This window comes from Pseudomonas sp. S2_A05, from assembly GCF_054668485.1.
The window spans coordinates 4,673,031-4,695,892 of sequence record NZ_CP162775.1 but is presented as its reverse complement, the minus strand read 5'-3'; the positions used below and the strand labels follow the sequence as shown (position 1 = coordinate 4,695,892).

At 60.1% G+C, this 22,862-nt stretch carries 22 protein-coding genes; 9 read left to right on the top strand and 13 right to left on the bottom strand.

Annotated features, from left to right (window positions below; genetic code table 11):
* Positions 1–10 precede the first annotated feature (10 nt).
* A complete protein-coding gene (gene cls, locus AB4O12_RS21435; RefSeq protein WP_460059702.1) occupies positions 11–1,450 on the bottom strand; it encodes a cardiolipin synthase in 1,440 nt (479 codons plus the stop codon).
* A 131-nt stretch (positions 1,451–1,581) separates the two neighbouring features.
* On the opposite strand from cls, the gene AB4O12_RS21430 reads away from it, so the two are divergent.
* A complete protein-coding gene (locus tag AB4O12_RS21430) occupies positions 1,582–2,100 on the top strand; it encodes a DUF3617 domain-containing protein (RefSeq protein ID WP_016772436.1) in 519 nt (172 codons plus the stop codon).
* 85 nt (positions 2,101–2,185) lie between these two features.
* On the opposite strand, the gene AB4O12_RS21425 is transcribed toward AB4O12_RS21430, so the two are convergent.
* The 5 genes from AB4O12_RS21425 to AB4O12_RS21405 all read right to left on the bottom strand — a co-directional run bounded on the left by AB4O12_RS21425 (position 2,186) and on the right by AB4O12_RS21405 (position 5,964).
* Complete coding sequence (locus AB4O12_RS21425; RefSeq protein WP_423663693.1) at positions 2,186–3,061, bottom strand: metal ABC transporter substrate-binding protein; 876 nt, start codon at positions 3,059–3,061, stop codon at positions 2,186–2,188.
* An 11-nt stretch (positions 3,062–3,072) separates the two neighbouring features.
* Positions 3,073–3,942 carry a metal ABC transporter permease gene (locus AB4O12_RS21420; RefSeq protein ID WP_460059701.1) on the bottom strand — a complete coding sequence of 290 codons (870 nt, stop codon included), beginning with the start codon at positions 3,940–3,942 and terminating at the stop codon, positions 3,073–3,075.
* Positions 3,942–4,610 (bottom strand): metal ABC transporter ATP-binding protein, encoded by a 669-nt coding sequence (locus tag AB4O12_RS21415; RefSeq protein WP_457264863.1) that lies wholly within the window; start codon positions 4,608–4,610, stop codon positions 3,942–3,944. The genes AB4O12_RS21420 and AB4O12_RS21415 overlap by 1 nt, the downstream gene beginning before the upstream one ends.
* Entirely contained in the window at positions 4,607–5,503 is an 897-nt protein-coding gene (folE2, locus tag AB4O12_RS21410) for a GTP cyclohydrolase FolE2 (protein ID WP_460059700.1), read from the bottom strand. Before folE2 ends, AB4O12_RS21415 begins: the two co-directional genes overlap by 4 nt.
* A gap of 83 nt (positions 5,504–5,586) precedes the next feature.
* Positions 5,587–5,964 (bottom strand): glutamine synthetase, encoded by a 378-nt coding sequence (locus AB4O12_RS21405; protein ID WP_460059699.1) that lies wholly within the window; start codon positions 5,962–5,964, stop codon positions 5,587–5,589.
* 209 nt (positions 5,965–6,173) lie between these two features.
* Here AB4O12_RS21405 and zigA point away from each other — a divergent pair, with 209 nt between their 5' ends.
* Both zigA and AB4O12_RS21395 read left to right on the top strand, forming a co-directional pair.
* Positions 6,174–7,379, top strand: a complete 1,206-nt coding sequence (gene zigA / locus AB4O12_RS21400) for a zinc metallochaperone GTPase ZigA (RefSeq protein WP_460059698.1) — start codon at positions 6,174–6,176, stop codon at positions 7,377–7,379.
* Positions 7,379–8,029 carry a DUF1826 domain-containing protein gene (locus AB4O12_RS21395; RefSeq protein ID WP_150743153.1) on the top strand — a complete coding sequence of 217 codons (651 nt, stop codon included), beginning with the start codon at positions 7,379–7,381 and terminating at the stop codon, positions 8,027–8,029. Before zigA ends, AB4O12_RS21395 begins: the two co-directional genes overlap by 1 nt.
* 4 nt (positions 8,030–8,033) lie before the next feature.
* Here AB4O12_RS21395 and AB4O12_RS21390 read toward each other — a convergent pair whose 3' ends face one another.
* Positions 8,034–8,390 carry an NADH:ubiquinone oxidoreductase gene (locus AB4O12_RS21390; protein ID WP_375122895.1) on the bottom strand — a complete coding sequence of 119 codons (357 nt, stop codon included), beginning with the start codon at positions 8,388–8,390 and terminating at the stop codon, positions 8,034–8,036.
* A gap of 40 nt (positions 8,391–8,430) precedes the next feature.
* Between AB4O12_RS21390 and AB4O12_RS21385 the strand changes: the two genes are divergently transcribed.
* The gene (locus AB4O12_RS21385) at positions 8,431–9,396 is read left to right on the top strand and encodes a CobW family GTP-binding protein (RefSeq protein WP_460059697.1); all 966 of its coding nucleotides are present in this window, start codon (positions 8,431–8,433) and stop codon (positions 9,394–9,396) included.
* 6 nt (positions 9,397–9,402) lie between these two features.
* On the opposite strand, the gene AB4O12_RS21380 is transcribed toward AB4O12_RS21385, so the two are convergent.
* Entirely contained in the window at positions 9,403–9,816 is a 414-nt protein-coding gene (locus AB4O12_RS21380; protein ID WP_038861179.1) for a DUF3301 domain-containing protein, read from the bottom strand.
* Between the two features lie 117 nt (positions 9,817–9,933).
* On the opposite strand from AB4O12_RS21380, the gene pdxY reads away from it, so the two are divergent.
* Entirely contained in the window at positions 9,934–10,806 is an 873-nt protein-coding gene (gene pdxY, locus AB4O12_RS21375) for a pyridoxal kinase PdxY (protein ID WP_042608042.1), read from the top strand.
* Positions 10,807–10,911: 105 nt separating this feature from the next.
* On the opposite strand, the gene AB4O12_RS21370 is transcribed toward pdxY, so the two are convergent.
* The gene (locus tag AB4O12_RS21370; RefSeq protein ID WP_016772447.1) at positions 10,912–11,394 is read right to left on the bottom strand and encodes an acyl-CoA thioesterase; all 483 of its coding nucleotides are present in this window, start codon (positions 11,392–11,394) and stop codon (positions 10,912–10,914) included.
* 279 nt (positions 11,395–11,673) lie between these two features.
* Between AB4O12_RS21370 and AB4O12_RS21365 the strand changes: the two genes are divergently transcribed.
* Positions 11,674–13,437, top strand: coding sequence for a cation:proton antiporter (locus AB4O12_RS21365; RefSeq protein ID WP_095181199.1), 1,764 nt, complete (start codon positions 11,674–11,676; stop codon positions 13,435–13,437).
* Positions 13,438–13,458: 21 nt separating this feature from the next.
* Here the strand turns inward: AB4O12_RS21365 and AB4O12_RS21360 are convergent, their stop codons facing one another.
* From AB4O12_RS21360 to uvrD, 3 genes are all read right to left on the bottom strand, one after another.
* Positions 13,459–13,866, bottom strand: coding sequence for an SMI1/KNR4 family protein (locus tag AB4O12_RS21360; RefSeq protein WP_460059696.1), 408 nt, complete (start codon positions 13,864–13,866; stop codon positions 13,459–13,461).
* A gap of 135 nt (positions 13,867–14,001) precedes the next feature.
* Positions 14,002–14,877, bottom strand: a complete 876-nt coding sequence (locus AB4O12_RS21355; protein WP_016772449.1) for a Tim44 domain-containing protein — start codon at positions 14,875–14,877, stop codon at positions 14,002–14,004.
* Between the two features lie 300 nt (positions 14,878–15,177).
* Positions 15,178–17,361 (bottom strand): DNA helicase II, encoded by a 2,184-nt coding sequence (uvrD, locus tag AB4O12_RS21350; RefSeq protein WP_016772450.1) that lies wholly within the window; start codon positions 17,359–17,361, stop codon positions 15,178–15,180.
* Between the two features lie 256 nt (positions 17,362–17,617).
* Between uvrD and AB4O12_RS21345 the strand changes: the two genes are divergently transcribed.
* The 3 genes from AB4O12_RS21345 to AB4O12_RS21335 all read left to right on the top strand — a co-directional run bounded on the left by AB4O12_RS21345 (position 17,618) and on the right by AB4O12_RS21335 (position 21,921).
* Entirely contained in the window at positions 17,618–20,491 is a 2,874-nt protein-coding gene (locus tag AB4O12_RS21345; protein ID WP_460059695.1) for a putative bifunctional diguanylate cyclase/phosphodiesterase, read from the top strand.
* A 127-nt stretch (positions 20,492–20,618) separates the two neighbouring features.
* Positions 20,619–21,485 carry a transcriptional regulator HexR gene (gene hexR / locus AB4O12_RS21340; protein WP_007962240.1) on the top strand — a complete coding sequence of 289 codons (867 nt, stop codon included), beginning with the start codon at positions 20,619–20,621 and terminating at the stop codon, positions 21,483–21,485.
* A 232-nt stretch (positions 21,486–21,717) separates the two neighbouring features.
* On the top strand, positions 21,718–21,921 hold the full coding sequence (locus AB4O12_RS21335) for a PA3496 family putative envelope integrity protein (protein ID WP_080902479.1): 204 nt from the start codon (positions 21,718–21,720) through the stop codon (positions 21,919–21,921).
* On the opposite strand, the gene AB4O12_RS21330 is transcribed toward AB4O12_RS21335, so the two are convergent.
* Entirely contained in the window at positions 21,863–22,825 is a 963-nt protein-coding gene (locus tag AB4O12_RS21330; protein WP_252868494.1) for a LysR family transcriptional regulator, read from the bottom strand. The genes AB4O12_RS21335 and AB4O12_RS21330 overlap by 59 nt on opposite strands.
* Between the last annotated feature and the right edge of the window lie 37 nt (positions 22,826–22,862).

The following is a 22,862-nucleotide window of genomic DNA, read 5'->3' as shown; positions in this document are numbered from 1 at the left end:
AACGGGGCGCTCAGAGTATCGGTGAAATCAGCCGGGCGATCCGCATGCCGACCTGTTGCAGGCGGTGGATCTCCCGGCTTTCTTCTTTGGCCACTTCATCGGCCAGGGCGAAATCGTCATTGAGCATGTGTTCCACGGCGGCGGCGAACTCGCTGTCGACGGTCAGCAACATCACTTCGAAATTCAGGCGGAACGAGCGATTGTCCAGATTGGCGCTGCCGATGGCGCTGATTTCGCTGTCGATCAGCACGACTTTCTGATGCAGAAAACCCGGACGATAGCGGAACACCCGCACGCCGGCACGCACCGCCTCGAAGGCATACAGGCTGGAGGCGGCATAGACGATGCGATGATCAGGCCGCGACGGCAACAGCAGGCGCACATCGACACCACGCAACACCGCCAGCCTCAATGCCGCGAACACCGCTTCGTCCGGGACAAAGTAAGGGCTGGTGATCCATACGCGTTGCGTTGCTGCGTGAATGGCTTCGACGAAAAACAGCGAGCAGGTTTCGTAGGCATCCGCCGGGCCGCTGGCGAGCAATTGGCAAAGCACGCCATCCTCCGGGTATGTATCCGGAAGGATCAACGGCGGCAATGTGCGAGCAGCCCAGAACCAATCTTCGGCGAACGATTCCTGCATGCAGGCCACCACCGGCCCGCGGACTTTGACGTGGGTGTCACGCCACGGCGCTAATGGTGGCTTCTCACCCATGTATTCATCGCCGACGTTATGCCCGCCGACAAAGCCGACTACGCCATCAACCACAACGATTTTGCGGTGGTTGCGAAAGTTGACCTGAAAGCGGTTGAGCCAGCCGCTGCGCGTGGCAAAGGCTTTGACCTCGACGCCGGCATCACGCAGCGCCTGCACGTACTGATGGGGCAGGGCATGGCTGCCGATGCGGTCGTAGAGCAAATGAATTGATACGCCTTCGGCGGCTTTCTTCACTAGCAAATCACGCAAGCGCTGGCCGAGCCGATCGTCGTGAATGATGAAGAACTGGATCAGCACGGCTTCCTTCGCTTGTGCGATCGCCTGAAAAATCGCATCGAAGGTCGCGGTGCCGTTCACCAGCAGTTGCACCTCGTTGTTCGCCAGGCACGGCATGCGCCCCAGTTTCGGCATCGCGCGCAATGAGGCATAGGCACTCGAAGCGCGAGCGGCGAGGGCTTCTTCCACCCACGGGCGCCAGTTCAATTCGGAAATGGCCAGGCGCATCTGCTCGTTGGCCTGGCGCCGCGCCTTGATGTAGCCATCGAAGGTGCTGCGACCAAATACCAGATACGGAATAAGCGTGAGGTAGGGAATGAAGATCAGCGACAATGCCCAGGCGATCGAGCCTTGCGCAGTGCGCACGGTAAGCACCGCATGGATCGCAGCGATCGAACCGAGTGTGTGCAACAGGGCGATCAGATAACCGAAAATGTGCGGTCCGAAAAAATCCATGGGGCAGCCTTGCTCCGTGAGATGCAATGCTTAACAGACCATGTTCTGCGGCGAATGTCTCTATTTAATCGGCGCATGAACCGACACAATCGGCCGGCGTCTAACGGCCACAACTGATCAGGAGTTACTCGATGAACGTTCGTCTGCTGGGTTTGGCGCTGGGCCTGGGTTTGGCATTACCGGTGGTTGCGCAGGCACAAATGCTGCAGCCGGGGTTGTGGGAAATGTCTTCGAGCAATCTGAAGGTCGATGATCAGGCCATGGACGTGCAATCGATCCTTGGCCAGATTCAAGGCCAGATCACCCCGCAGCAGCGCGCTGCGCTCGAGAAAAACGGCATCAATATTGGCGGCAAGGGGATCCGTGCCTGCCTGACGCCGCAGCAGGTGGCAACCAACGATATCCCGCTGGCCGATCCGCAATCGGGCTGCAAACAGCAGATCACCGAGCGCACCGGCAACCAGTGGAAATTCCGCTTCAGCTGCCCGAAAGCCCAAGGCACCGGCGTGGCAACATTCCTCAGTGACCGCGAATTCACCACCGTCGCCAATGGCACCTTCAACGCCATCGGCATCAACCAGAAGGGCAGCCTGGAAACCCGGGCAGTCTGGCTGGGCCAGGATTGCGGCACGGTAAAACCCCGCGCTTAAACCCCTCGCAGCGCTCCCACAGCTGGAACCCATTCCAACTGTGGGAGCGAGCCTGCTCGCGAATAGATCGGAAGTACACCTCAAGTCATGGCTGACTCAACGCCTTGTACAGCGTATTGAGGTTGTATTCGAACAGCCCGGTAAAGGTGCTCGCCGGTCCACTCGCCGCCAGCGCATCCGAGTACAGTGTGCCACCGATGTGTGCGCCGCTTTCGTCCGCGATCTGCTTGAGCAGACGCGCGTCCTTGATGTTTTCCATGAACACCGCTTTGACCTTGGCCTGGCGAATCTGCGTGATCAGCGCAGCAACTTCGGCTGCGGAGGGTTCGCGTTCGGTGGACAAACCCTGTGGCGCGATAAAGTCGATGCCATAGGCCTGTCCCAGATAGCCAAAGGCATCGTGGCTGGTGACGATCTTGCGATTACCCGGCGGCAGCGCGCCGAGTTTGTTTTTGGCTTCGTCGAGCAGGGCATAGATCTGCTTGAGGTAGGTCTGGCTGTTGCGCTCGTAGTCAGGCTTGTTGGCCGGGTCGGCGGCGATCAGCGCCTTGGTGATGTTGGCGACGTACAACTCAGCGTTCGCCAGATTGTGCCAGGCGTGTGGATCCGCAACAGTCTCGCCGTCTTCATCGAGCGAACGTGGAATCACCCCGCGACTGGCGCTGATCACCGTCGCCTTGCTGTCGGTGCTGGTCACCAGGCGATCCAGCCAAGGTTCGAAACCCAGGCCGTTCTTGATGATCACTTTGGCTTTGAGCAGCGCCTTGGCATCGTCCGGTGTCGGCTCGTAGGTGTGCGCATCGGCGTCCGCGCCGACCATGTTGGTAATCTGCACGTGCTCGCCGCCGACCTGATGAACCATGTCGGCAAGGATGCTGAAGCTGGTGACCACCGGCAGTTTTTCGGCGGCCGACAAGGACATCGACAGCATCAGGCTGAACAGCACAAGTAGAGCGCGCATCGGGAAACACCTCATTGGGATGTGAGCAAAGGCGGGCGGCGCAGCAAACCGTGAACCGGTCCAAACACCACCGACAGCAGATAGCCGACCCCCGCGACCAGCACGATGGCCGGGCCGCTGGGCAGCGAGTAGTAGAACGACAGCAGCAAGCCCAGCCACACAGACACGCAGCCCATGACGGCGGCGACGGCAATCAGTATCGGCAGACGACGACTCCAGAATCTCGACGCGGCAGCCGGAAGCATCATCAGTCCCACTACCATCAGCGCGCCGATGGCCTGAAAACCGATCACCAGATTCAGCACGACCAGAGTCAGGAACACGCCATGAGCCAGTGGCCCGAGACGACTGACTGTGCGCAAGAACAGCGGGTCGAGTGTGTCCAACAGCAGGGGTTTGTAGATCGCCGCCATGGCCATGAGGCTGATGGCCGAGACCCAAAGCATGCCGGTCAGCGTCGGTCCATCCACGGCTAGCGCCGAACCGAACAGCAAGTGCAGAAGGTCTAGGCGCTTGCCGGCGATGCCAAGGATCAAAACGCCGCTGGCCAGTGAGATCGGATAGATCGCGGCGAGGCTGGCATCTTCTCGCAACCCCGTTCGCCGGGTGATCCAGGCCGCAAGTCCGGCCATGCTCAGACCGGCTCCCAAGCCACCGAGGGTGAGTGCGGGAAGACTCAAACCGGCAAACCAGAATCCCAGCGCTGCACCAGGGAGAATGCCGTGGGCGACAGCGTCGCCGATCAGGCTCATCCGTCTGAGAATCAGAAACACGCCCAAGGGCGCCGTGCTGCACGCCAGCATCAGGCCACCGAGCAGGGCGCGGCGCATGAACACGAATTCGCTGAACGGCTGCCAGAAATGGCTGACGGTGGCGAGCATCAGGCGACCTGCATGTGCGGTGTCGGCTGGATCAGTTCTCGGCTGGTTCCGTACACGCAGTGGCCGTTTTTGATCAGCAGCGTATGTGGAACATGTTCTCGTACCGCCGCCAGGTCATGGCAGACCACGACCAGTGTCCGGCCCTCGGCGTGCCAGTGGTGAATGTGTTGCCAGAGCAATTGCTGGCCGAGATCGTCGAGTGCGGCGTGCGGTTCATCGAGCAACAGCACCGGGGCGTCAGCGAGGCTCAGTCGTGCGAGCAGGGCACGTTGTAGCTCACCGCCGGACAGGGCCATCAACGGACGCTGTTCGAGGCCACTCAAGTGCCAGTCTTCCAATGCGTTTTTCAGTCGCTGCGTGCGCAGTTGCGTCGACAGCCGGCGGCCCCAGAAACCTGCGGCGATGAGTTCTTCCAGGTTTATTGGAAATTGCCGATCCAAGTGCTGTTGCTGCGGCAGAAAGGAAATTCCGCTTTGGCGTGGAACAGCCATTTCCACTTTGCCAGCGAGAGGCTTCTGCAATCCGGCGATGACCTTTAGCAGGCTGCTTTTGCCGCAGCCGTTGGCGCCGATGATGGCGGTCAGGCTGGCGCTCTCGAACTCAAGACTCAGAGGCGTCGTCAGCGGTTGACCGGGAGCGCCCCAGACCAGCGATTGGCAGCGGATCATATTTGCTCCCGCTGCCAGCTGCTTTCGGCGACGGCGTCATGAGCATGCAGGCTTTCGGCGTGGATCACGCGGATATGCAATTGTTTGATGCCGGGTGTGCGTTGCAGTGCTAGGTTGAGGCGGCGCGCGGCGTCTTCGCAGAACATCAGGTTTTGCCCATTGGCGAGTGCGAAGGCTTGCTCGTCGGGGCGCTTTACTGCGGTCTGCACGGCTGTGCCGAGGGCTGCTTCAGCGTCATCGATGATCGCTGTCAGCGGTAGCTCGTCGATGAAATTGTCGAGATGCAGGTGCAGTTGCGCATAGCTACGTTGGCTGTGCGGCGTCGCTACGATCCCTTTGGTTGAGCCAAGCCATGCCAAAACATCGGCATGTTGCAGAGCGTTGTTGGCGAAGTCGTCGATGAATTGCTGCTGGATCAATTGCCTTGCCAAGGCTGCCGAGCAGGGGCATGTCGAGGAATAGGGCACCTCGAGTTTTAGTTCCACGTGGAACATTTGCTGTTTCAGGCTTGCTGAAATGGTTGTCGGATAGGATTTCCAGCCGGCTAGGGGGCTGACTAACGCCGGCCGTTTCAGCAATAAGTCGGTGTGAATGTTCAGATATGCGCAGGCGGATAGACCTTGGTGACTTATCAGAAAACCCTTGAGTACCTGATGCAGCAGAGCGGGAGAAAGGCTTCGCTGTTCGAGGGCTTCGAGTGCCAGATACAAGCGCGACATGTGAATACCACGCGCTTCACCATCATCGAGACTCACGCCAGCGTCGACTCTGGCGCTGAGGCGTTGGCTTTCGAGCACAACGGGTAGGGCAATCCCACGCATGCCTACCCAATCGAGTGGCAGTGCCTGGCGCGCAGATTGGGCGGCAATATCCGGGAGAGTAAGAGCATTCATGGTTGAGACCGTCGTATTGATCTCTATTTACGTTACATTATAACAATCCATTGGGCGATGCTTTTTTCATGAAGAGGTTTTCACTAGCAGCCCGTCATCCGGCTGCAAGTGAATCTGGCGCTGCTCCCTCCCGAGCTGGAAAAACGGTTGATGGTCGTCCAGCCGACACGACGGGTATAGCCAACCCAAGCCTCGCCATCGGAGGCTATGCCGGTAAAGAAGGTTAATTGGCCGAAGCGGCTGTTGGTTTGCGCCCAATAGCGATGGCCGTCCTTCTCGAATCCGCGCAGGTAAAGCGTGGTGTCGACCGTATTGACGCTATAGGCATTGCCGTCGGCGTCTACGCATGCCAGCAAATTAGCGCTGCGTGTGCAGTGCGCAAGCGAGGGCATCTGCGCTTGGGCTTGGCCGGCCAGCGACATAGCAAAGCTCAAAAGCAGGTATTTCAACCCATTGTTCATTGAGAATTTCCACGATCGGTGCTGCGGCAATTTGCGAAATCTCCTGCGTCGGACTGGCAAGCTCAAGTTGTTATACTATAACATCAACCGCCACCAGCCTGAGCTGCCGATCACAATCGTTTGCCTTCATTGTCCCGAGTAAATGGAGCGCAACACGCCAAGCGCACACCTGAAAGCGCAAATCGGCTGCCATTTAAGAGGATTATCCAATGTCAGCCAAATTGCCCGTCACCGTACTTTCAGGATTTCTCGGCGCCGGAAAAAGTACACTTTTGAATTACGTACTACGTAACCGAGACGGCTTGCGTGTAGCGGTGATCGTCAACGATATGAGCGAAATCAACATCGATGGCAGTGAAGTCCAGCGCGATGTCAGTCTTAACCGTGCGGAAGAAAAGCTCATTGAGATGAGCAACGGCTGCATTTGCTGTACGTTACGCGAAGACCTGCTTGAAGAAGTCAGCAAACTCGCCCGCGAGGATCGTTTTGATTACCTGCTGATCGAGTCCACTGGCATTTCCGAACCGCTTCCGGTCGCTGAAACCTTCACCTTTCGCGATGAACAAGGGCAAAGCCTCGCCGACATTGCTCGCCTGGATACCATGGTCACCGTGGTCGACGGTGTGAATTTCCTGCTCGATTACCAAGCGGCCGAAAGCCTCGCCTCTCGCGGCGAGATTCTCGGTGAAGAAGACGAGCGCTCCATCACCGATCTGTTGATCGAGCAGATCGAGTTCGCCGACGTCCTGCTGATCAGCAAAATCGACCTGATCAGCCAGCACGAGCGCGAAGAACTTACCGCGATCCTCAAGCGCCTCAATGCCCAGGCTGAAATCATTCCAATGGTGATGGGCGAAATCCCCCTGGAGAAAATCCTCAACACCGGTCGTTTCGATTTCGAGAAAGCCGCACAAGCCCCGGGATGGCTGCAGGAATTGCGCGGTGAGCACGTCCCGGAAACACAGGAATACGGCATCGCCTCGACGGCCTACCGCGCCCGCCGGCCATTCCACCCGCAACGCTTTTTCAGCTTCATCGACCGGCCTTGGCTGAACGGCAAGCTGCTGCGCTCCAAAGGCTTCTTCTGGCTCGCCAGCAAACCCACCGACGCCGGTAGCTGGTCGCAGGCCGGTGGTTTGATGCGGCATGGATTCGCCGGGCGCTGGTGGCGTTTCGTAGCAAAGAATCAATGGCCCGAAGATCAGGAAAGTGTCCAGGCGATCATGGAAAACTGGACTCCAAGCGTAGGAGATTGCCGCCAGGAGCTGGTTTTCATCGGTCAGAACATCGATTTCCTACAGCTCTCCGCCGAACTCGATGCCTGTCTTTTGACCGACGAAGAAATGGCCATGGGTGTAGAAGGCTGGCGTTTGCTGCCTGATCCATTCGGCCCGTGGCACGACGAGGCCGCCTGATGCTCGCACTCAAGGATCAGCCGCTTCTTGCCCGTCATCAGTACCAGGGCCTGACCCCGCAAACGTTGACGCGAATCCTCGAAGATCAGACCAATCTCGCCGTCTGGCAACGCCAGCTACCCGTGCACATCGCCGATTTTGCGCAATTGGTGCTGTCGCTCAACGAGCCCTTGGCGGAGTCGCTGTGTCTGGAATTGCCCGACGAAGATGCCGAACCGGATCTCGCCGGTCTGGCTGCAGGGCTGTGTGATCTGCAAGGATTCGAAGGCTTCATGAGCGACCTCAAGTGGCTGATCAGTGCCTTCGCCTGTCTGTTGGGCGCGCGGCGTATCGGCGTGCGTTTGCGCGTGCTGGACAAGGCCATGTGTCCGCGTTTCCACGTCGATCACGTGCCGGTGCGCCTGATCACTACTTACGCTGGCATCGGCAGCCAATGGCTTGAGGAGGGTGCGATGGACCGCGCGCAACTTGGCCAGTCCAATGCCGAACCGCAAGATCCAGCGTCGATTCGTCAGCTCAACAGCGGCGACGTCGCGCTGCTCAAAGGCGAAAAGTGGCACGGCAATGAAGGCTTCGGCCTGATCCATCGTTCGCCGCAACCGGCACCCGGTGAGCGCCGTCTGTTGCTGACCCTCGACTGGCTCGGCTGACACATCAGGGCTTGCGCCAGACGCCCTGGCTCTGGCCTTCGCAATATGGCTTGAGATACGCCGCATCGGTGGCCACGCCGTAATAGTGGATATCCTGGCGATAGGGCATATTGGCGACTTGCGCGTTGCTGCACACGCCGAAAGCGCCGCTCGGGCACTGGTCGACGTATTGCACCTCGACCTTCTGCCCGGCCAGCGTCGGTTGGCAGAAGCCGTCATTGAACAATTTCTGCGGAATCGTCCGGTTCTGCTGACAGACTTTGACGTCGAGCCGTTCGCCCTGTGTGTGCACCACGCAGGCCTCGGCCCACGCTTCACTCGACAGCAGCGCCAACAGCAACGACCATCCCGACCAGCGCATCTTCGATCTCCTCAATAACTGTCCGCAGAAAGTAGCCGCCATGTTGCAGAACATTCCGACCCACGTCATCGCCGGCCCGTTGGGCGCCGGCAAGACCAGCCTGATTCGCCAGTTGCTGGCGCAACGGCCGGCGGACGAACGTTGGGCGGTACTGATCAACGAGTTCGGCCAGATTGGTCTGGACGCCGCGTTGCTGACTCGCGACGACGATGGTATCGCACTGGGTGAGGTGGCCGGGGGCTGCCTGTGTTGCGTCAATGGCGCGCCATTCCAGATCGGCCTTGGCCGCCTGCTGCGCAAGGCCAGGCCGGATCGACTGTTTATCGAGCCATCCGGGCTGGGCCATCCGGCGCAATTGCTCAAGCAACTTAACGAGGCGCCGTGGCCGGGCGTGCTGGCGGTTCAGCCCTGTGTTCTGGTTTTGGACGCTCAGGCATTGCACGCAGGTAGAGCCTTGCCGGACGCCCAGCAGCAAGCGTTGGCCAGCGCGGGGTTGTTGCTGTTGAACAAGGCGGAAGATCTCGATGAAACAGCTCGAGACAGAATCGCCAGCCAGTTGCCGCCCGTCAGGCTGATCTGGACGCAGCAAGCCCAGCTGCCTCTGAGCGAGCTTCCGGGGCTGGCAGTAAAAGCGAACGAAGGCGCAGGGCATCTGCCGCTGCCCACTGGATTGGCACAGCTGCCAGCGCTCTGGAGCGATCCGGCCGAACCGATTTGCCTGAGTCAGGCGCAGGAGGGTGGGTGGAGCATCGGTTGGCGCTGGCATCCGCAGCAGGTATTTGATCAAGCACGCATCGCCTATTGGCTGAGCGCGCTCGACTGGAAGCGGGCGAAACTGGTTATCCACAGCACGGATGGCTGGGTTTCGGGCAATGCCCTGGAGCATGCCGAGCTGAGTTGGCAAGCCAGCGAATGGCGAAAAGACTCAAGAATCGAGCTGATCTTCGCTGAACCGCAGAACATCGAACAGCTGCAAGCCGGTTTGGCTGAATGCCGGATTCAGTGAGTCAGCTCAAGGCTTCCACTTGGTATGTTCCTGGCGCCACTGGCTCAGCTCAATGACTTCTGCGCGAGGCTTGTGCACTTCGACCACCGGCGGCGTGTCGTCGAACGGCGCCGGGTAGGGCGCCAGTTCAATCTGCGCACTGTGCGCGCCGAACTGGGTGACGGTGCCGTTGTGGCGGCTTTCACCAGTCACGGTGAACTCGAAGTTGTAGACCCGCGCCAGTCGTCGGCGACCGTTGGCATCCCTGATCAGCCCGATCTTTTTCAGCGCGACGTTACCGTCCAGCAGCTCGACGCCGACATTGGTGCAATGCTGTTTGACCCGTTCCAGTGCACGCTCGCGCAAGCCGTGGTTGTGCCATAGCCAGGCACCAGCGGCGGCGAACAGCATCAGCACGAAGATGTTTTCCAGGGTCAGCATCGACATCGAACTCCAAAAGATGGCGTCAGCTTAACTGTCTCGCCGGTCTGTCGTACAGGCTGTGTTTCGTCGCATACTGCGCGGCTTGAATTTCAATCGTTTTACGGAATGACCCGAATGAAACGTACGCCTCATCTGCTCGCCATCCAGTCCCACGTGGTGTTTGGCCACGCCGGCAACAGCGCTGCGGTTTTTCCGATGCAGCGCGTCGGGGTCAATGTCTGGCCGCTCAACACCGTGCAGTTCTCCAACCACACCCAGTATGGTCAGTGGGCCGGTGAAGTGCTGGCGCCGCAGCAGATTCCCGAGCTGATCGAAGGCATCGCTGCGATTGGCGAGCTGGGCAATTGCGACGCGGTGCTGTCCGGCTATCTCGGTAGCGCCGCGCAGGGCCGGGCGATTCTCAGCGGTGTGGCGCGGATCAAAGCGGTCAATCCGAAAATGCTGTACCTGTGTGATCCGGTGATGGGCCATCCAGAGAAGGGTTGCAGCGTGCCCACCGAGGTCAGCGATTTCCTTCTCGATGAAGCGGCTGCCGTGGCGGACATCATGTGCCCGAACCAGTTGGAGCTGGACAGTTTTTCCGGGCGCAAGCCGCAGTCGCTGTTCGATTGCCTGGCGATGGCACGGGCGCTGCTGGCGCGCGGGCCGAAAGCGGTACTGGTCAAGCATCTGGATTATCCGGGCAAACCGGCGGATGGCTTCGAAATGTTGTTGGTGACGGCTGAGGGCAGTTGGCATTTGCGCCGTCCCTTGCTGGCGTTTCCGCGTCAGCCGGTGGGGGTGGGCGACCTAACGTCCGGCCTGTTTCTGGCGCGGGTGCTGCTGGGCGACAGCCTGCTCGCAGCGTTCGAATTCACCGCAGCGGCGGTGCATGAGGTGTTGCTGGAAACCCAGGCGTGCGCCAGTTATGAGCTGCAACTGGTGCGGGCGCAGGATCGCATTGCGCATCCGCGGGTGAAATTCGAGGCTACCGCGATCAGTCTGTAATTTCGTCGTTGTTCAAAAAAGATCGCAGCCTTCGGCAGCTCCTACATGGGTTTGCATTCCAAAATGTAGGAGCTGCCGAAGGCTGCGATCTTTTGCTTTTTGGTCTCAGGCGTCGCCCTTGATCTCCTGATAACGCTTCTCCAGTTCCTGACGAATCTGCCGGCGCTGCTGCGCCTGCATGAAGCGGCGTTTGTCTTCGCTGTTCTGCGGTTGCAACGGCGGCACGGCGGCCGGTTTGCGCTGATCATCCACCGCGACCATGGTGAAGAAGCAGCTGTTGGTGTGGCGCACCGAGCGTTCGCGGATGTTTTCGGTGACCACTTTAATGCCAACTTCCATCGACGTGTTGCCGGTGTAGTTGACCGAGGCGAGGAACGTCACCAGTTCGCCGACATGAATCGGCTCGCGGAAAATCACCTGATCCACCGACAGGGTCACCACGTAGCGCCCGGCATAACGGCTGGCGCAGGCGTAGGCCACTTCGTCGAGGTATTTGAGCAGGGTGCCGCCGTGAACATTGCCAGAGAAGTTGGCCATGTCGGGGGTCATCAGTACCGTCATCGACAGCTGGGCGTTTCCGGGTTCCATAACGTTCTCACGGATCAAGGCTGATTGCAGGAAGCGCCTCTGCGGGCACCTGGTGGCTTTTCAAGAAGCACCGTTATCGGGACGCCGCGCGGCGGGCCGCCGTCACGCCGGTAGCGATCTGTTTCCATATATTGCACCGGCTTCCAGAGCGAAGTCGCGGTGTTAACCTGCAAAAGCCCTGCCCAAGGGCAATTCCTACATTAAAAGCGGATTTTTACCCTGCTCGCGCAGAACGTTCTGACGTCTGTCCGCGCGCCTCGTCATCAAGGAGCCCACGCCATGCATGCCATCAGTTTCATTCAGGATCTGGCAGTGATCATGCTGGTCGCGGGCGTAGTAACCGTACTGTTTCATCGTTTCAAACAACCGGTGGTGCTCGGCTACATCGTCGCCGGCTTCATCATCGGCCCGCATACGCCGCCGTTCGGCCTGATTCACGATGAAGAAACCATCAAGACCCTGGCCGAACTCGGGGTGATCTTCCTCATGTTCTGCCTTGGCCTGGAGTTCAGCCTGCGCAAGCTGTTCAAGGTCGGCGCCACGGCGTTCATTGCCGCATTTCTCGAAATCATCCTGATGATCTGGATCGGTTACGAAATCGGTCGCTGGTTCGACTGGAACACCATGGATTCGTTGTTCCTCGGCGCGATTCTGGCGATCTCCTCCACCACGATCATCGTCAAAGCGCTGAATGATCTGAAGATGAAAAACGAGCGCTTTGCGCAGTTGATCTTCGGCGTGCTGATTGTCGAGGACATCCTTGGCATCGGCATCATCGCGCTGCTGTCGAGCATCGCCGTCAGCGGCACGGTGAGCTCGGGGGAAGTGTTTTCCACGGTCGGCAAGCTGTCGCTGTTCATGATCGTCGCGCTGGTCATCGGCATTCTGTTGGTGCCGCGTCTGCTGGCTTATGTGGCGAAATTCGAAAGCAACGAGATGCTGCTGATCACCGTGCTCGGCCTGTGTTTCGGCTTCTGCCTCCTTGTGGTCAAGCTCGAATACAGCATGGTTCTCGGGGCTTTCCTGATCGGTGCGATCATGGCCGAGTCGAAGCAGTTGTTGAAAATCGAGCAGTTGGTCGAGCCGGTTCGCGACTTGTTCAGTGCGATCTTTTTTGTCGCCATCGGCTTGATGCTCGACCCGCTGATTCTCATCGAATACGCCTGGCCGATTGCGGTGATTACCGTGGCCGTAGTGCTGGGCAAGATGTTGTCCTGCGGCCTCGGTGCGTTTATCGCTGGCAACGACGGACGGACCTCACTGCGGGTCGGCATGGGTCTGTCACAGATCGGCGAATTTTCCTTCATCATCGCCGCGCTGGGTATGACCTTGCAGGTGACCAGCAACTTCCTCTACCCGGTCGCTGTAGCCGTGTCGGTGATCACCACGCTGCTGACGCCGTACCTGATTCGCGCGGCAGATCCGTTGTCGATCAAGCTCTCGGCAGTCGTGCCCAAGCGTCTCGGGCGTGTACTCGGCATGTATGGCGAATGGTTGCGCAGCATCCAGCCGCAAGGTGAGGGCGCGCTACTGGCGTCGATGATCCGGCGGATCCTGTTGCAGGTCGGGGTCAATCTGGCGCTGGTGATTGCGATCTTCTTTGCCGGCGCATACTTCGCCGAGCGCATGTCGTTGTGGCTGCAGGACTGGATCAGCGATCCGAGCTGGCAGAAGGCACTGATCTGGGGCGGTGCGTTGCTGGTCTCGCTACCGTTCCTGATTGCGGCTTATCGCAAGCTCAAGGCGCTGTCGATGCTGCTGGCAGAGATGGGCGTCAAGCCGGAGATGGCCGGGCGTCACACGCAGCGAGTGCGCCGGGTGATCGCCGAAGTGATCCCGATTCTCTCGCTGCTGGTGATTTTCCTGCTGTTGGCAGCCTTGTCGGCCAGTATCCTGCCGACCAACAAGCTGCTGGTGCTGATCGCCGTCGTCGCGGCCGCCGTTGCGGCGCTGCTCTGGCGCTGGTTCATCCGCGTGCATACGCGGATGCAGGTGGCCTTGCTGGAAACCCTCGACAACCATAAGGAATCGTCGGGGCATTGACCCACAGGGGCGTTTGGCGGCTCAGCTTTCCAGCCAGACGTCCCGCGCCCAGTGCCACACCGATTCCCAGGTTTCTTCAGCAATCAGTTCTTCTTCGGCCTGCCACAGCACCACGGTGCCGTCTTCTTCGACACAGTAGTAGTCATCGTCGTCCTGACAGATCGGGATCAAGCTGCGATCAACACCCGCGTCCCATGCATTGGCCGCCACGTCCGGCAGATAGGTGCGCGATTGCGGATCAGTGACGGTCACTGGCTCAAGGCTGCCATAGACCACATCGCTGACGGTCAGCAAAAATTCTTTGAAGACGAACGGAATGTCGATGAACAGTTGTTCTTCGATTTCCACCAGCAGGTCTTCGTCAGGCAATTCCAAAGGAACCGGCACGGGTTCGTTGGCTTCGCGCAGTTGTTCGATGATTTCTTCCACGTCCGGGATCCTCTTGCTGAATGGCGCGGTTTATATGGGCCGGTTTATACAGTAGCTCGCCATAGATGCAACCGTGAAATGAAAAACCCCGGCCGGGGCCGGGGTTCTGTTACCGCAAGTGAAGCGCAGCAGGGATCAGCCGTTCTGGCGGATACCGGCGACCAGCCAAGGCTGGTTGTCGCCCTGCGGACGTTCCATGTTCCAGCTTTCGCTGAACACTTCGCCCTGGTCGAAACGCGAGGTTTTCGACACGCCGGTAAAGGTCAGGGTGGCGATGGTCTTGTCGGCACGATCGTCGACGCCGTCCAGTTGCACCTGCAGGTTGTCGATGTAGGTCGACTGGAAGCCATCGCCCAGATCCGCACGCTCACGCTTGAGGAACTCAAGCATTTGCGGGGTCACGAACTCGGCGATCTTGTCCATTTCGTTGGCGTCCCAGTGCTGCTGCAGCGACTGGAAGTGGCTGCGCGCAGCTTCAAGGAAGCGTTCTTCGTTGAACCAGGCCGGTGCGTTGATCACTGGACGGGCGGCAGCCGGAGCAGCCGAACCACCGAAGATCGAACCCATGGCGGCAGGCTTCTGCTCGAACACTTCACGCTGCATCGGCGCGCCGGCTGGAGCGAATTGCTCCTGCTGCTTGCGACGACGGGCGGCGATGAAGCGGAAGATCACGAACGCGATCAGGGCCATGATCAGGATGTCGAAGATCTGCATGCCCTGGAAACCGTCGCCCATGAACATCGACGCGAGCAGGCCACCGGCGGCGATGCCCGCCAATGGGCCGAGCCAGCGCGAAGCACCGCCGGCCTTGGCCGCGGCGCCAGCAGCACCGGCAGCGCCAGCGGTCGCTGCTGCGCCGCCCACGCCTGGAGAAGAAGGAGCCATCTGGCTGGTCTGGTGCGTCGGCGCAGCGCCGGCGCTTTTGCCACCACCAAAGCGCTTGGCGTTGGCGTCGAGGCTCATCGTCAGGCCGATGCACAACGCCATGGCGATGCTAAGAAAACGTTTCATAAAGGGTATTCCCGTTTTGTGGAGACACGCGCGCCATGTTGCACAGCTGAAGTGTTACTGGCTAGCGAGAGAGTGTTTCGGGCTTTTGCCTGACAGGTTGCGTTCAGCTTGGCGAGGCAATCAGCCGATGTACTTTTGTCTGTAGGAAAAGGCGATAGGTTCAGAGGGATTGATGCACTTGCGTCGCATAACCTGTGGGAGCGAGCCTGCTCGCGAAGGTGTCGTGTCAGGCAAATGATTGCTTGATGACACAGCGCTTTCGCGAGCAGGCTCGCTCCCACATGGGTTCAGTGCCGGTGATTAGATCGCTTCCAGCTTGGCATAGCCGAGCATCAGCCACTTGCTGCCTTCGCTGAAATTCACCTGCACCCGGGCCTGGGCGCCGGAACCTTCGAAGTTGAGGATCACCCCTTCGCCGAAGATCGAGTGACGTACGGCCTGACCGAGCACAAAACCGGTTTCCGGAATCTCGCTGCCGCTGAACAGGCTGCTGCCGCTCATCGACTGGTTGCCGCCGAACGGTCGGCTGACGCTATTGGACAGGCGCACTTCCTGGATCAGGCCTTTGGGCACCTCGCGGACGAAACGCGATACCTTGTTATAGGTTTCGCTGCCGTACAGGCGCCGGGTTTCCGCGTAGGTCATGACCAGATTCTGCATCGCCCGGGTGATACCGACGTAAGCCAGACGCCGTTCTTCCTCGAGACGACCCGGTTCTTCCAGGCTCATCTTGTGCGGGAACAGGCCTTCTTCCATGCCAACAAGGAACACGTAAGGGAATTCCAGACCTTTGGCGCTGTGCAGGGTCATCAACTGAACACTGTCTTCGTGCTCGTCGGCCTGAGTATCGCCGGCCTCCAGCGATGCGTGGCCGAGGAAGGCCGCCAGTGGCGTCAGTTCTTCGTCCTCTTCGGTGTTCTCGAAGTTACGTGCAGCGCTGACCAGTTCCTCAAGGTTTTCCACCCGGGCCTGGCCTTTCTCACCTTTTTCCGCTTCGTGATAAGCGATCAGGCCGGATTGCTCGATGACGGTTTGCGTCATCAGGTGCAGCGGCATCTCGGCGCACTTGGCGGCGAGGTTCTCGATCAGTTCGATGAACGCACCGAGCGCACTCGCGGCGCGCCCGGTCAGGCCTTTGTTGGCCACCAGTAGGCGCATCGCTTCCCACATCGACACGTCGCTGTGTCGCGCATGCTCGCGGATCGCTTCGACGGTTTTCTCGCCGATGCCCCGCGCGGGTACGTTGATCACTCGCTCCAGCGCCGCGTCGTTGCCACGACCTTCGAGCAAGCGCAGGTAGGCCATGGCGTTCTTGATTTCCGCGCGTTCGAAGAAGCGCTGACCGCCATAGATGCGGTACGGGATGCGCTCGCGCAGCAGGGCTTCTTCGAGCACCCGCGACTGGGCGTTGGAGCGGTACAGAATCGCAATATCGCTACGGGCCAGACCGGTTTTCAGCGCGCTTTCGATGGTTTCCACCACGTAACGCGCTTCGTCGTGTTCGTTGAACGCGGCGTACAGGTTGATCGCTTCGCCGTCGCCGCCGTCGGTCCACAGCTCTTTACCGAGACGCCCGGTGTTGTTGGCGATCAGCGCGTTGGCGGCTTTGAGGATACCGGCGGTGGAGCGGTAATTCTGTTCCAGACGAATTGTTTCGGAGTCCGGGAAGTCCGAAGAGTACTGATGGATGTTCTCGATCTTCGCCCCGCGCCAGCCGTAAATCGACTGGTCGTCGTCGCCGACCACCATCAGGCTGTCGCCGCCCTTGCCGAGCAGGCGCAACCAGGCGTACTGCACGGCGTTGGTGTCCTGGAATTCGTCGACCAGAATATGGCGGAAGCGCTTTTGGTAGTGCGCCAGCAGGCCCGGGTGATCGCGCCACAGATCGAGCGCGCGCAGCAGCAGTTCGGAGAAGTCGATCACGCCAGCCCGCAGGCACGCTGCCTCGTAGGCTTCGTAGATGCCGCGCATGGTGGCGAGGAACAGGTCGCCGCTGGCCTGAATGTGTTGCGGCCGCAGACCTTCGTCTTTCTGGCCGTTGATGAACCACTGCGCCTGACGCGCCGGCCAGCGTTGCTCGTCCAGGCCCAGTTCGCGGATCACCCGCTTGACCAGACGCTGCTGGTCATCGCTGTCGAGAATCTGAAAGGTCTGGCTCAGGCCCGCTTCCTGCCAGTGCGCCCGCAGCAAGCGGTGCGCGAGGCCGTGGAAGGTGCCGACCCACATGCCGGCCGGGTTGATGCCCAGCAACTGCTCGATGCGATGGCGCATCTCGGCAGCGGCCTTGTTGGTGAAGGTCACCGACAGGATGGAGTGAGGCGAGGCGTTTTCGACCTGGATCAACCAGGCGATACGGTGCACCAGCACTCGGGTTTTACCGGAACCGGCGCCGGCCAGGACCAACTGACGGCCAACGGGGGCTGCTACGGCCTGGCGTTGGGCATCGTTGAGGGAGTTCAGCAGAAGGGAGAGATCATCGCGCATCGGGGCATTCTAGGGTGCGCCGCAGGCCCGGGCAAACCGTGCGTTGCATTAGCCGATGAAAGTGCTGCCGATGACGACCGGTCGGTCACTGGCTGCAGGCTTCGGCCCGTCTCGCCTGAGGGGTTGCAGCGGTGCGCAAGCGGCGGAAAATTTCCCCGCAATTGTGATCGGCAGCAGTTTGGCATCGGGATCGGCTTGTGTATGCTCCGTCCACGTTTCGGGCGCACGCCCTCCTATAAGAACAAGAACGTTGCCCATGATCCTCAGCGCCGAACTGTCGGGGCCCTCCGTGGACCCCCGGGTGATCCGCAAGCACTATGCCGTCGAAATGGCGGTGGAGCGCACGCGTCTGCTGTATCAGGGCTCGTTGTTGCCCACGCTTTTCATGTTGATCAATGGTCTGGTCTGCGCCGCTTTGCTCTGGAGCCCGCAGCGCTACTTTGTGGTCAGCGTCTGGCTGGTGTGGCTGCTGTCGCTGGTCGCGCTGCGGGTGATTCAGGTGGCCGCGTTCGATTCGGCGATTCCCGATCGTCAGGCCCGGCCGATTTGGTTCCGCATGTTCCTGCTCGGTTCGACCATGACTGGCCTGACTTTGGCCGGAGCCGGCATCGCTCTGGTACCCGCTGACAACTTCATTCAGCAGGCCTGGGTATTCGGTCTGATTGGCGCGGCAACGTTGTCGGCCAGTGTCGCCTACGCGGTGAGCCTGCCGGCGTTCCTCTCGTTTACCTTACCGTGCCTGCTGCCAGCGATCGGTTACCTGTTCTGGGGCGGCGACGATCAGGCGCGGGGCTGGGGCTGGCTGGGGCTGATCCTGCTCGGTTCGCTGAGCGTGGTGGCATGGCAGGTCAATCGGCTGATCGACCGTGGATTGCTGCGGCGTTTCCAGAATGAGCACCTGATCGAGCATTTGCAGCAAGCGCAGACGCGCAGCGAACAACTCAATCAGGAGCTTGGCAAAGAGATCGAACAGCGCCGCTGTGCCGAGGCGCAATTGCGTGAAGCGCAGGTCGATCTGGAAGATCGCGTGGCCCAGCGCAGCCGCGAACTGGATGCCGCCAATCAGGCCCTGAGCAAAAGCGAAGCGCGCCTGGCGCTTGCGCTCAAGGCCAGTGAGCTCGGATTGTGGGACTGGAACCTGCAGACCGACGAAGTCCATCACACACAGATTCAGGAACTGTTTGGCCTCGCCCCGGAGTACGTCACCGCGCTGCTGCGCGACCTCAAGCCACGACTGCACCCCGAAGACGTGCCGTCACTCAAGTTCGCCCTGGTCGAGCATTTGAAGGGGCGCACCGAGGATTATCAGGTTGAGTATCGCCTGCGCCACGGCGACGGCCACTGGGTGTGGATCGAGGACCGTGGCCGCGCCGTAGAGCGCAGCGCCAGCGGCCGGGTGATCCGCATGGTCGGCACTCGCCGCGATATCAGCGCCAGCAAAAGCCTTGAAGAGCAGCAGCGGCTGGCGGCCACGGTGTTCGAAGCGGCCAGCGAAGGCATCGTGATTCTCGACCCGAACTACGCGCTGATTGCGATCAATCAGGCTTTTAGCCGGGTCACCGGTTACGAGATCGACGACATGCTCGGGCGCAACGTCGTCGAGTTGCCTTGCAGCCGCGATGCCCATCGCCACTATGTGGCGATCCGTCATGCACTGGAGCAGCACGGCAGTTGGCAGGGTGAGTTGGTGGAAACCCGCAAGAACGGCGAGTTGTACCCGCAGTGGTTGCAGCTCAACGCGGTGCGCGACAGCCGGGGCAATGTCAGCCATATTGTCGGCTTCTTCGCCGACCTCTCGGCACGGCGTGCGTCGGAAGAACGCCTGCGTTATCTGACCCATTACGACGAGCTCACCGGCCTGGCCAACCGTTCACTGTTCCGCGAACGCCTGCACGAAGCCCATCAGCGGGTGCGGCAGGGCGGGCGCCGCAGTCTCGCATTGCTGCACATCAATCTGGATCGCTTCAAATTGCTCAATGACAGCCTCGGCCATGAAGTCGCCGATCAGCTGCTGCAAAAAATGGCGCGGCGGCTGGTCAATGCCTTGCCTGAGGCCGACACCATTGCGCGCTTGTCCGGAGACGAGTTTGCCGTGCTATTCGATGCCTACGGCAATCTGTCGAGCCTGGCGCGGGTGGCGACGCGGTTGTCGGCCAAGCTGCGTTTGCCGCTGAGCGTCGACGGGCATGAACTGGTGGTCAGCGCTTCGATGGGCATCAGCCTGCTGCCGGACAACGCGCGGGAGATTTCCGCGCTGGTCAGCCAGTCGAACATGGCCATGCAGCATGCCAAACATCTGGGCGGCAACAATTTCCAGTTCTTCACCGACAGCCTGCAAGCCAGCACACTCGAACGCTTGCAGCTGGAAAACCACCTGCGCAGAGCTATTGAAGAACAGCAACTGACGGTGTTCTACCAACCGAAACTGTGCCTGCAAACCGGCCGCATGAATGCCGCTGAAGCGCTGGTGCGCTGGGATCATCCGAGCATGGGCCAGGTGCCGCCGGCAGATTTCATTGGCCTGGCCGAAGAGACCGGTCTGATCGGGCCGATCGGCGAATTCGTTTTGCGTCAGGCGTGCTGGCAAGCCTGCGAATGGCAACGGCAGGGGCTGGCGCCGATCCGCGTGTCGGTGAACCTGTCGGTGCATCAACTGCGCCAAGGCAAGCTGGTCAGTCTGGTCCGGCAAGTGCTGGAAGAAACCGGGCTGGCGCCGCACTACCTCGAGCTGGAGCTGACCGAAAGTCATTTGCTCGACAGCGTCGAACACATCATTGCGACGTTCCAGCAACTGCGCGATCTGGGAGTGAAACTGGCGATCGATGATTTCGGTACCGGGTATTCGTCGTTGAGTTACCTCAAGCGCATTCCGGTGGATTACGTGAAGATTGATCAGGCGTTCATTCGCGGCTTGAGCGAGGGCAGTGCGGACGCGGCGATCACGCGCGCGATCATCGCCATGGCTCACGGACTGGCCCTCAAAGTCGTCGCCGAGGGTGTCGAGCGTGAGGATCAGCTGGCATTTCTGCGCGCCGAACGCTGCGACGAAGTGCAAGGTTATCTGATCAGCCGGCCGGTGGACGCTGCCCGTCTGGCCGGGCTCTTGCGTGATCAGGCAAATCCGCAGTAAGGGCTACATGCACCTCAGCGCGCCTGATGCCGGGACATCGAGTTACGCATTGAGCAGGCAAAATGCCCATTCATGTAGTATAACTACAAGCTTGCTACATCCTTGCCCACAAGAAGAGTCCAGCCCCTTGAATCTGCTGCAACACATCGCCCAGTCACGTCACCTGTTACGCAAGTCGGAGCTCAAGGTCGCCGACCACGTGCTGCTTGACCCTGCGGCAGTGATGCACAGTTCCATGGCCGACCTGGCTCACAGCGTCGGTATCAGCGAGCCGACCATCGTGCGTTTCTGCCGCGCCATCGGTTGTTCCGGCTTTCAGGATCTCAAGCTGAAACTGGCGCAAAGCCTGGCCGCCGGCGCCAGCTTCGGCCAGTTCGCGATCCACGAAGATGACTCCGTCGCCGACTACAGCCTGAAGATTTTCGACACCACGCTGCACACCCTGATGGAAGTGCGCGAGAAGCTCGATCCAGTGGAGCTGCAGCGCGCGGTGACGCTGATGTCCCAGGCGCAGCGTGTCGAGTTCTATGGCTTCGGTGCTTCCGGAGCGGTGGCCGCGGATGCACAGCACAAGTTTTTCCGTTTGCTGCTGACCGCGGCGGCGTATTCCGATCCGCACATGCAGGCGATGTCGGCTGTGACGCTGAAGCCGACCGATGTGGCGATCTGTATTTCCCAGTCAGGGCGCTCCAAGGATTTGCTGATCACCGCTAACCTCGTTCGCGAGAGCGGGGCATCGCTGATCACCCTGTGCCCGAGCCAGACGCCGTTGGCCGAACTGTCGACCGTCAATCTGGCGATCGATGTGCATGAAGACACCGAAATCTACACGCCGCTTACCTCGCGAATCGCCCATCTGGTGGTGATCGACGTGCTGGCGATGGGCGTGGCCATGGCGCGCGGGCCGAGCCTGGTCAATCATCTCAAGAGCGTGAAGCGCAGTCTGCGCAGTCTGCGCTTGTCGCCCAAGGCCGTGAAAGCGCTGGACGATTGAGCAAGGTCGTTCCGACCTTGTTCGCGAGCAGGCTCGCTCCCAGAGGGGGCTTCTGAGAACATAAATTCTGGGTCATAACGGGATCAAATGTGGGAGCGAGCCTGCTCGCGAAAGCGTCCTCAACAACAGCACATCCCTGCGCACATTTCATCACATTGTCATCCCCGCGCAGCCAAACCGTCATCCCCCACGCCTATCGTGAAACTCCCGTACTCGCCCTGGGAGACTCGAAATGGCTCAGCCCTACGAAGAACGCAACAGCGCCGCGAAAACCCGTCGTCAGCAGGAAGATCAGCGCCGCATGGAATTTCGCCGCGCAATCGAGGATCGCTTCGAACTTCGCCAGCTTCAGGCCGAGATCGGCGATTTTCCCGAGATCACGCACTGGCAGGCAGCGCCCGCCGCTTCCCGTCGAAACGCTCAACCAGCGCAATAATCTGCGCCCGCTCGCTGCGGATGAACGCCAGGAAGGCGTGCGCCACCGGTGACAGCCGTTTGGCTTTGGCTTGCACCAGACACCAGCTGCGCATCAGCGGCAACTCCTCGACCGGCAGCTCGATCAGGCCGCCGGTCGCCAGCTCCAGGTTCAGGGCGTGGCGCGTTAGCAGCGCCAGGCCCAGACCCGCCAACACGCATTCGCGCTGAGCTTCGGCCGAGGCCACTTCCTGGGTCTGAGTGAAGTGCACGCGCTTTTCCTTGAAATATTCTTCGCAGGCCAGACGTGTGCCCGAGCCCGGCTCGCGGATCAGCAGCGTATACGGCTCCAGATCCTGCAAGCGCAACGGGCCCATGTGTGCCAGCGGATGATCCGGGCGCGCCACGGCGACAATCGGATTGTTGAGGAATGGCAGGAATTCCAGGCCCATGTCCTGCGGCACCATCGACATGATCACCAGATCATCGCGATTGTCCGAGAGGCGGCGGATGACCTGGCCACGGTTGACCACGGTCAGCTGCAAATTGACTTCCGGATGCTGGCGCTTGAACGCGGCGAACAGATGCGGCACGAAATATTTGGCGCTCGATTCCACCGCCAGTTTCAGCTGACCCTGCAGTGAACCCTGCATGTCCGACAGTTGCATGTCGAGGTTTTCCAGGCGCCCGAAAATGTCGCGGCTGGCGCGCTGAAGCGCTTCCGCCGCCTCGGTCATGTAGAGTTTTTTGCCGACATAGTCGAACAGCGGCTGGCCAATCAGCTCTTCCAGCTGACGAATCTGTAGGCTGACGGCCGGTTGTGTGAGGGACATTTCCTCGGCGGCGCGGCTGTACGAGCGTAAATCACACACCTCATTGAAGATCTGCAATTGACGCAATGTCATACGCATCAATGACTTACGCATAGTTTTCAGGCTCGGTCAGCGGTCAGGTAATTCAACT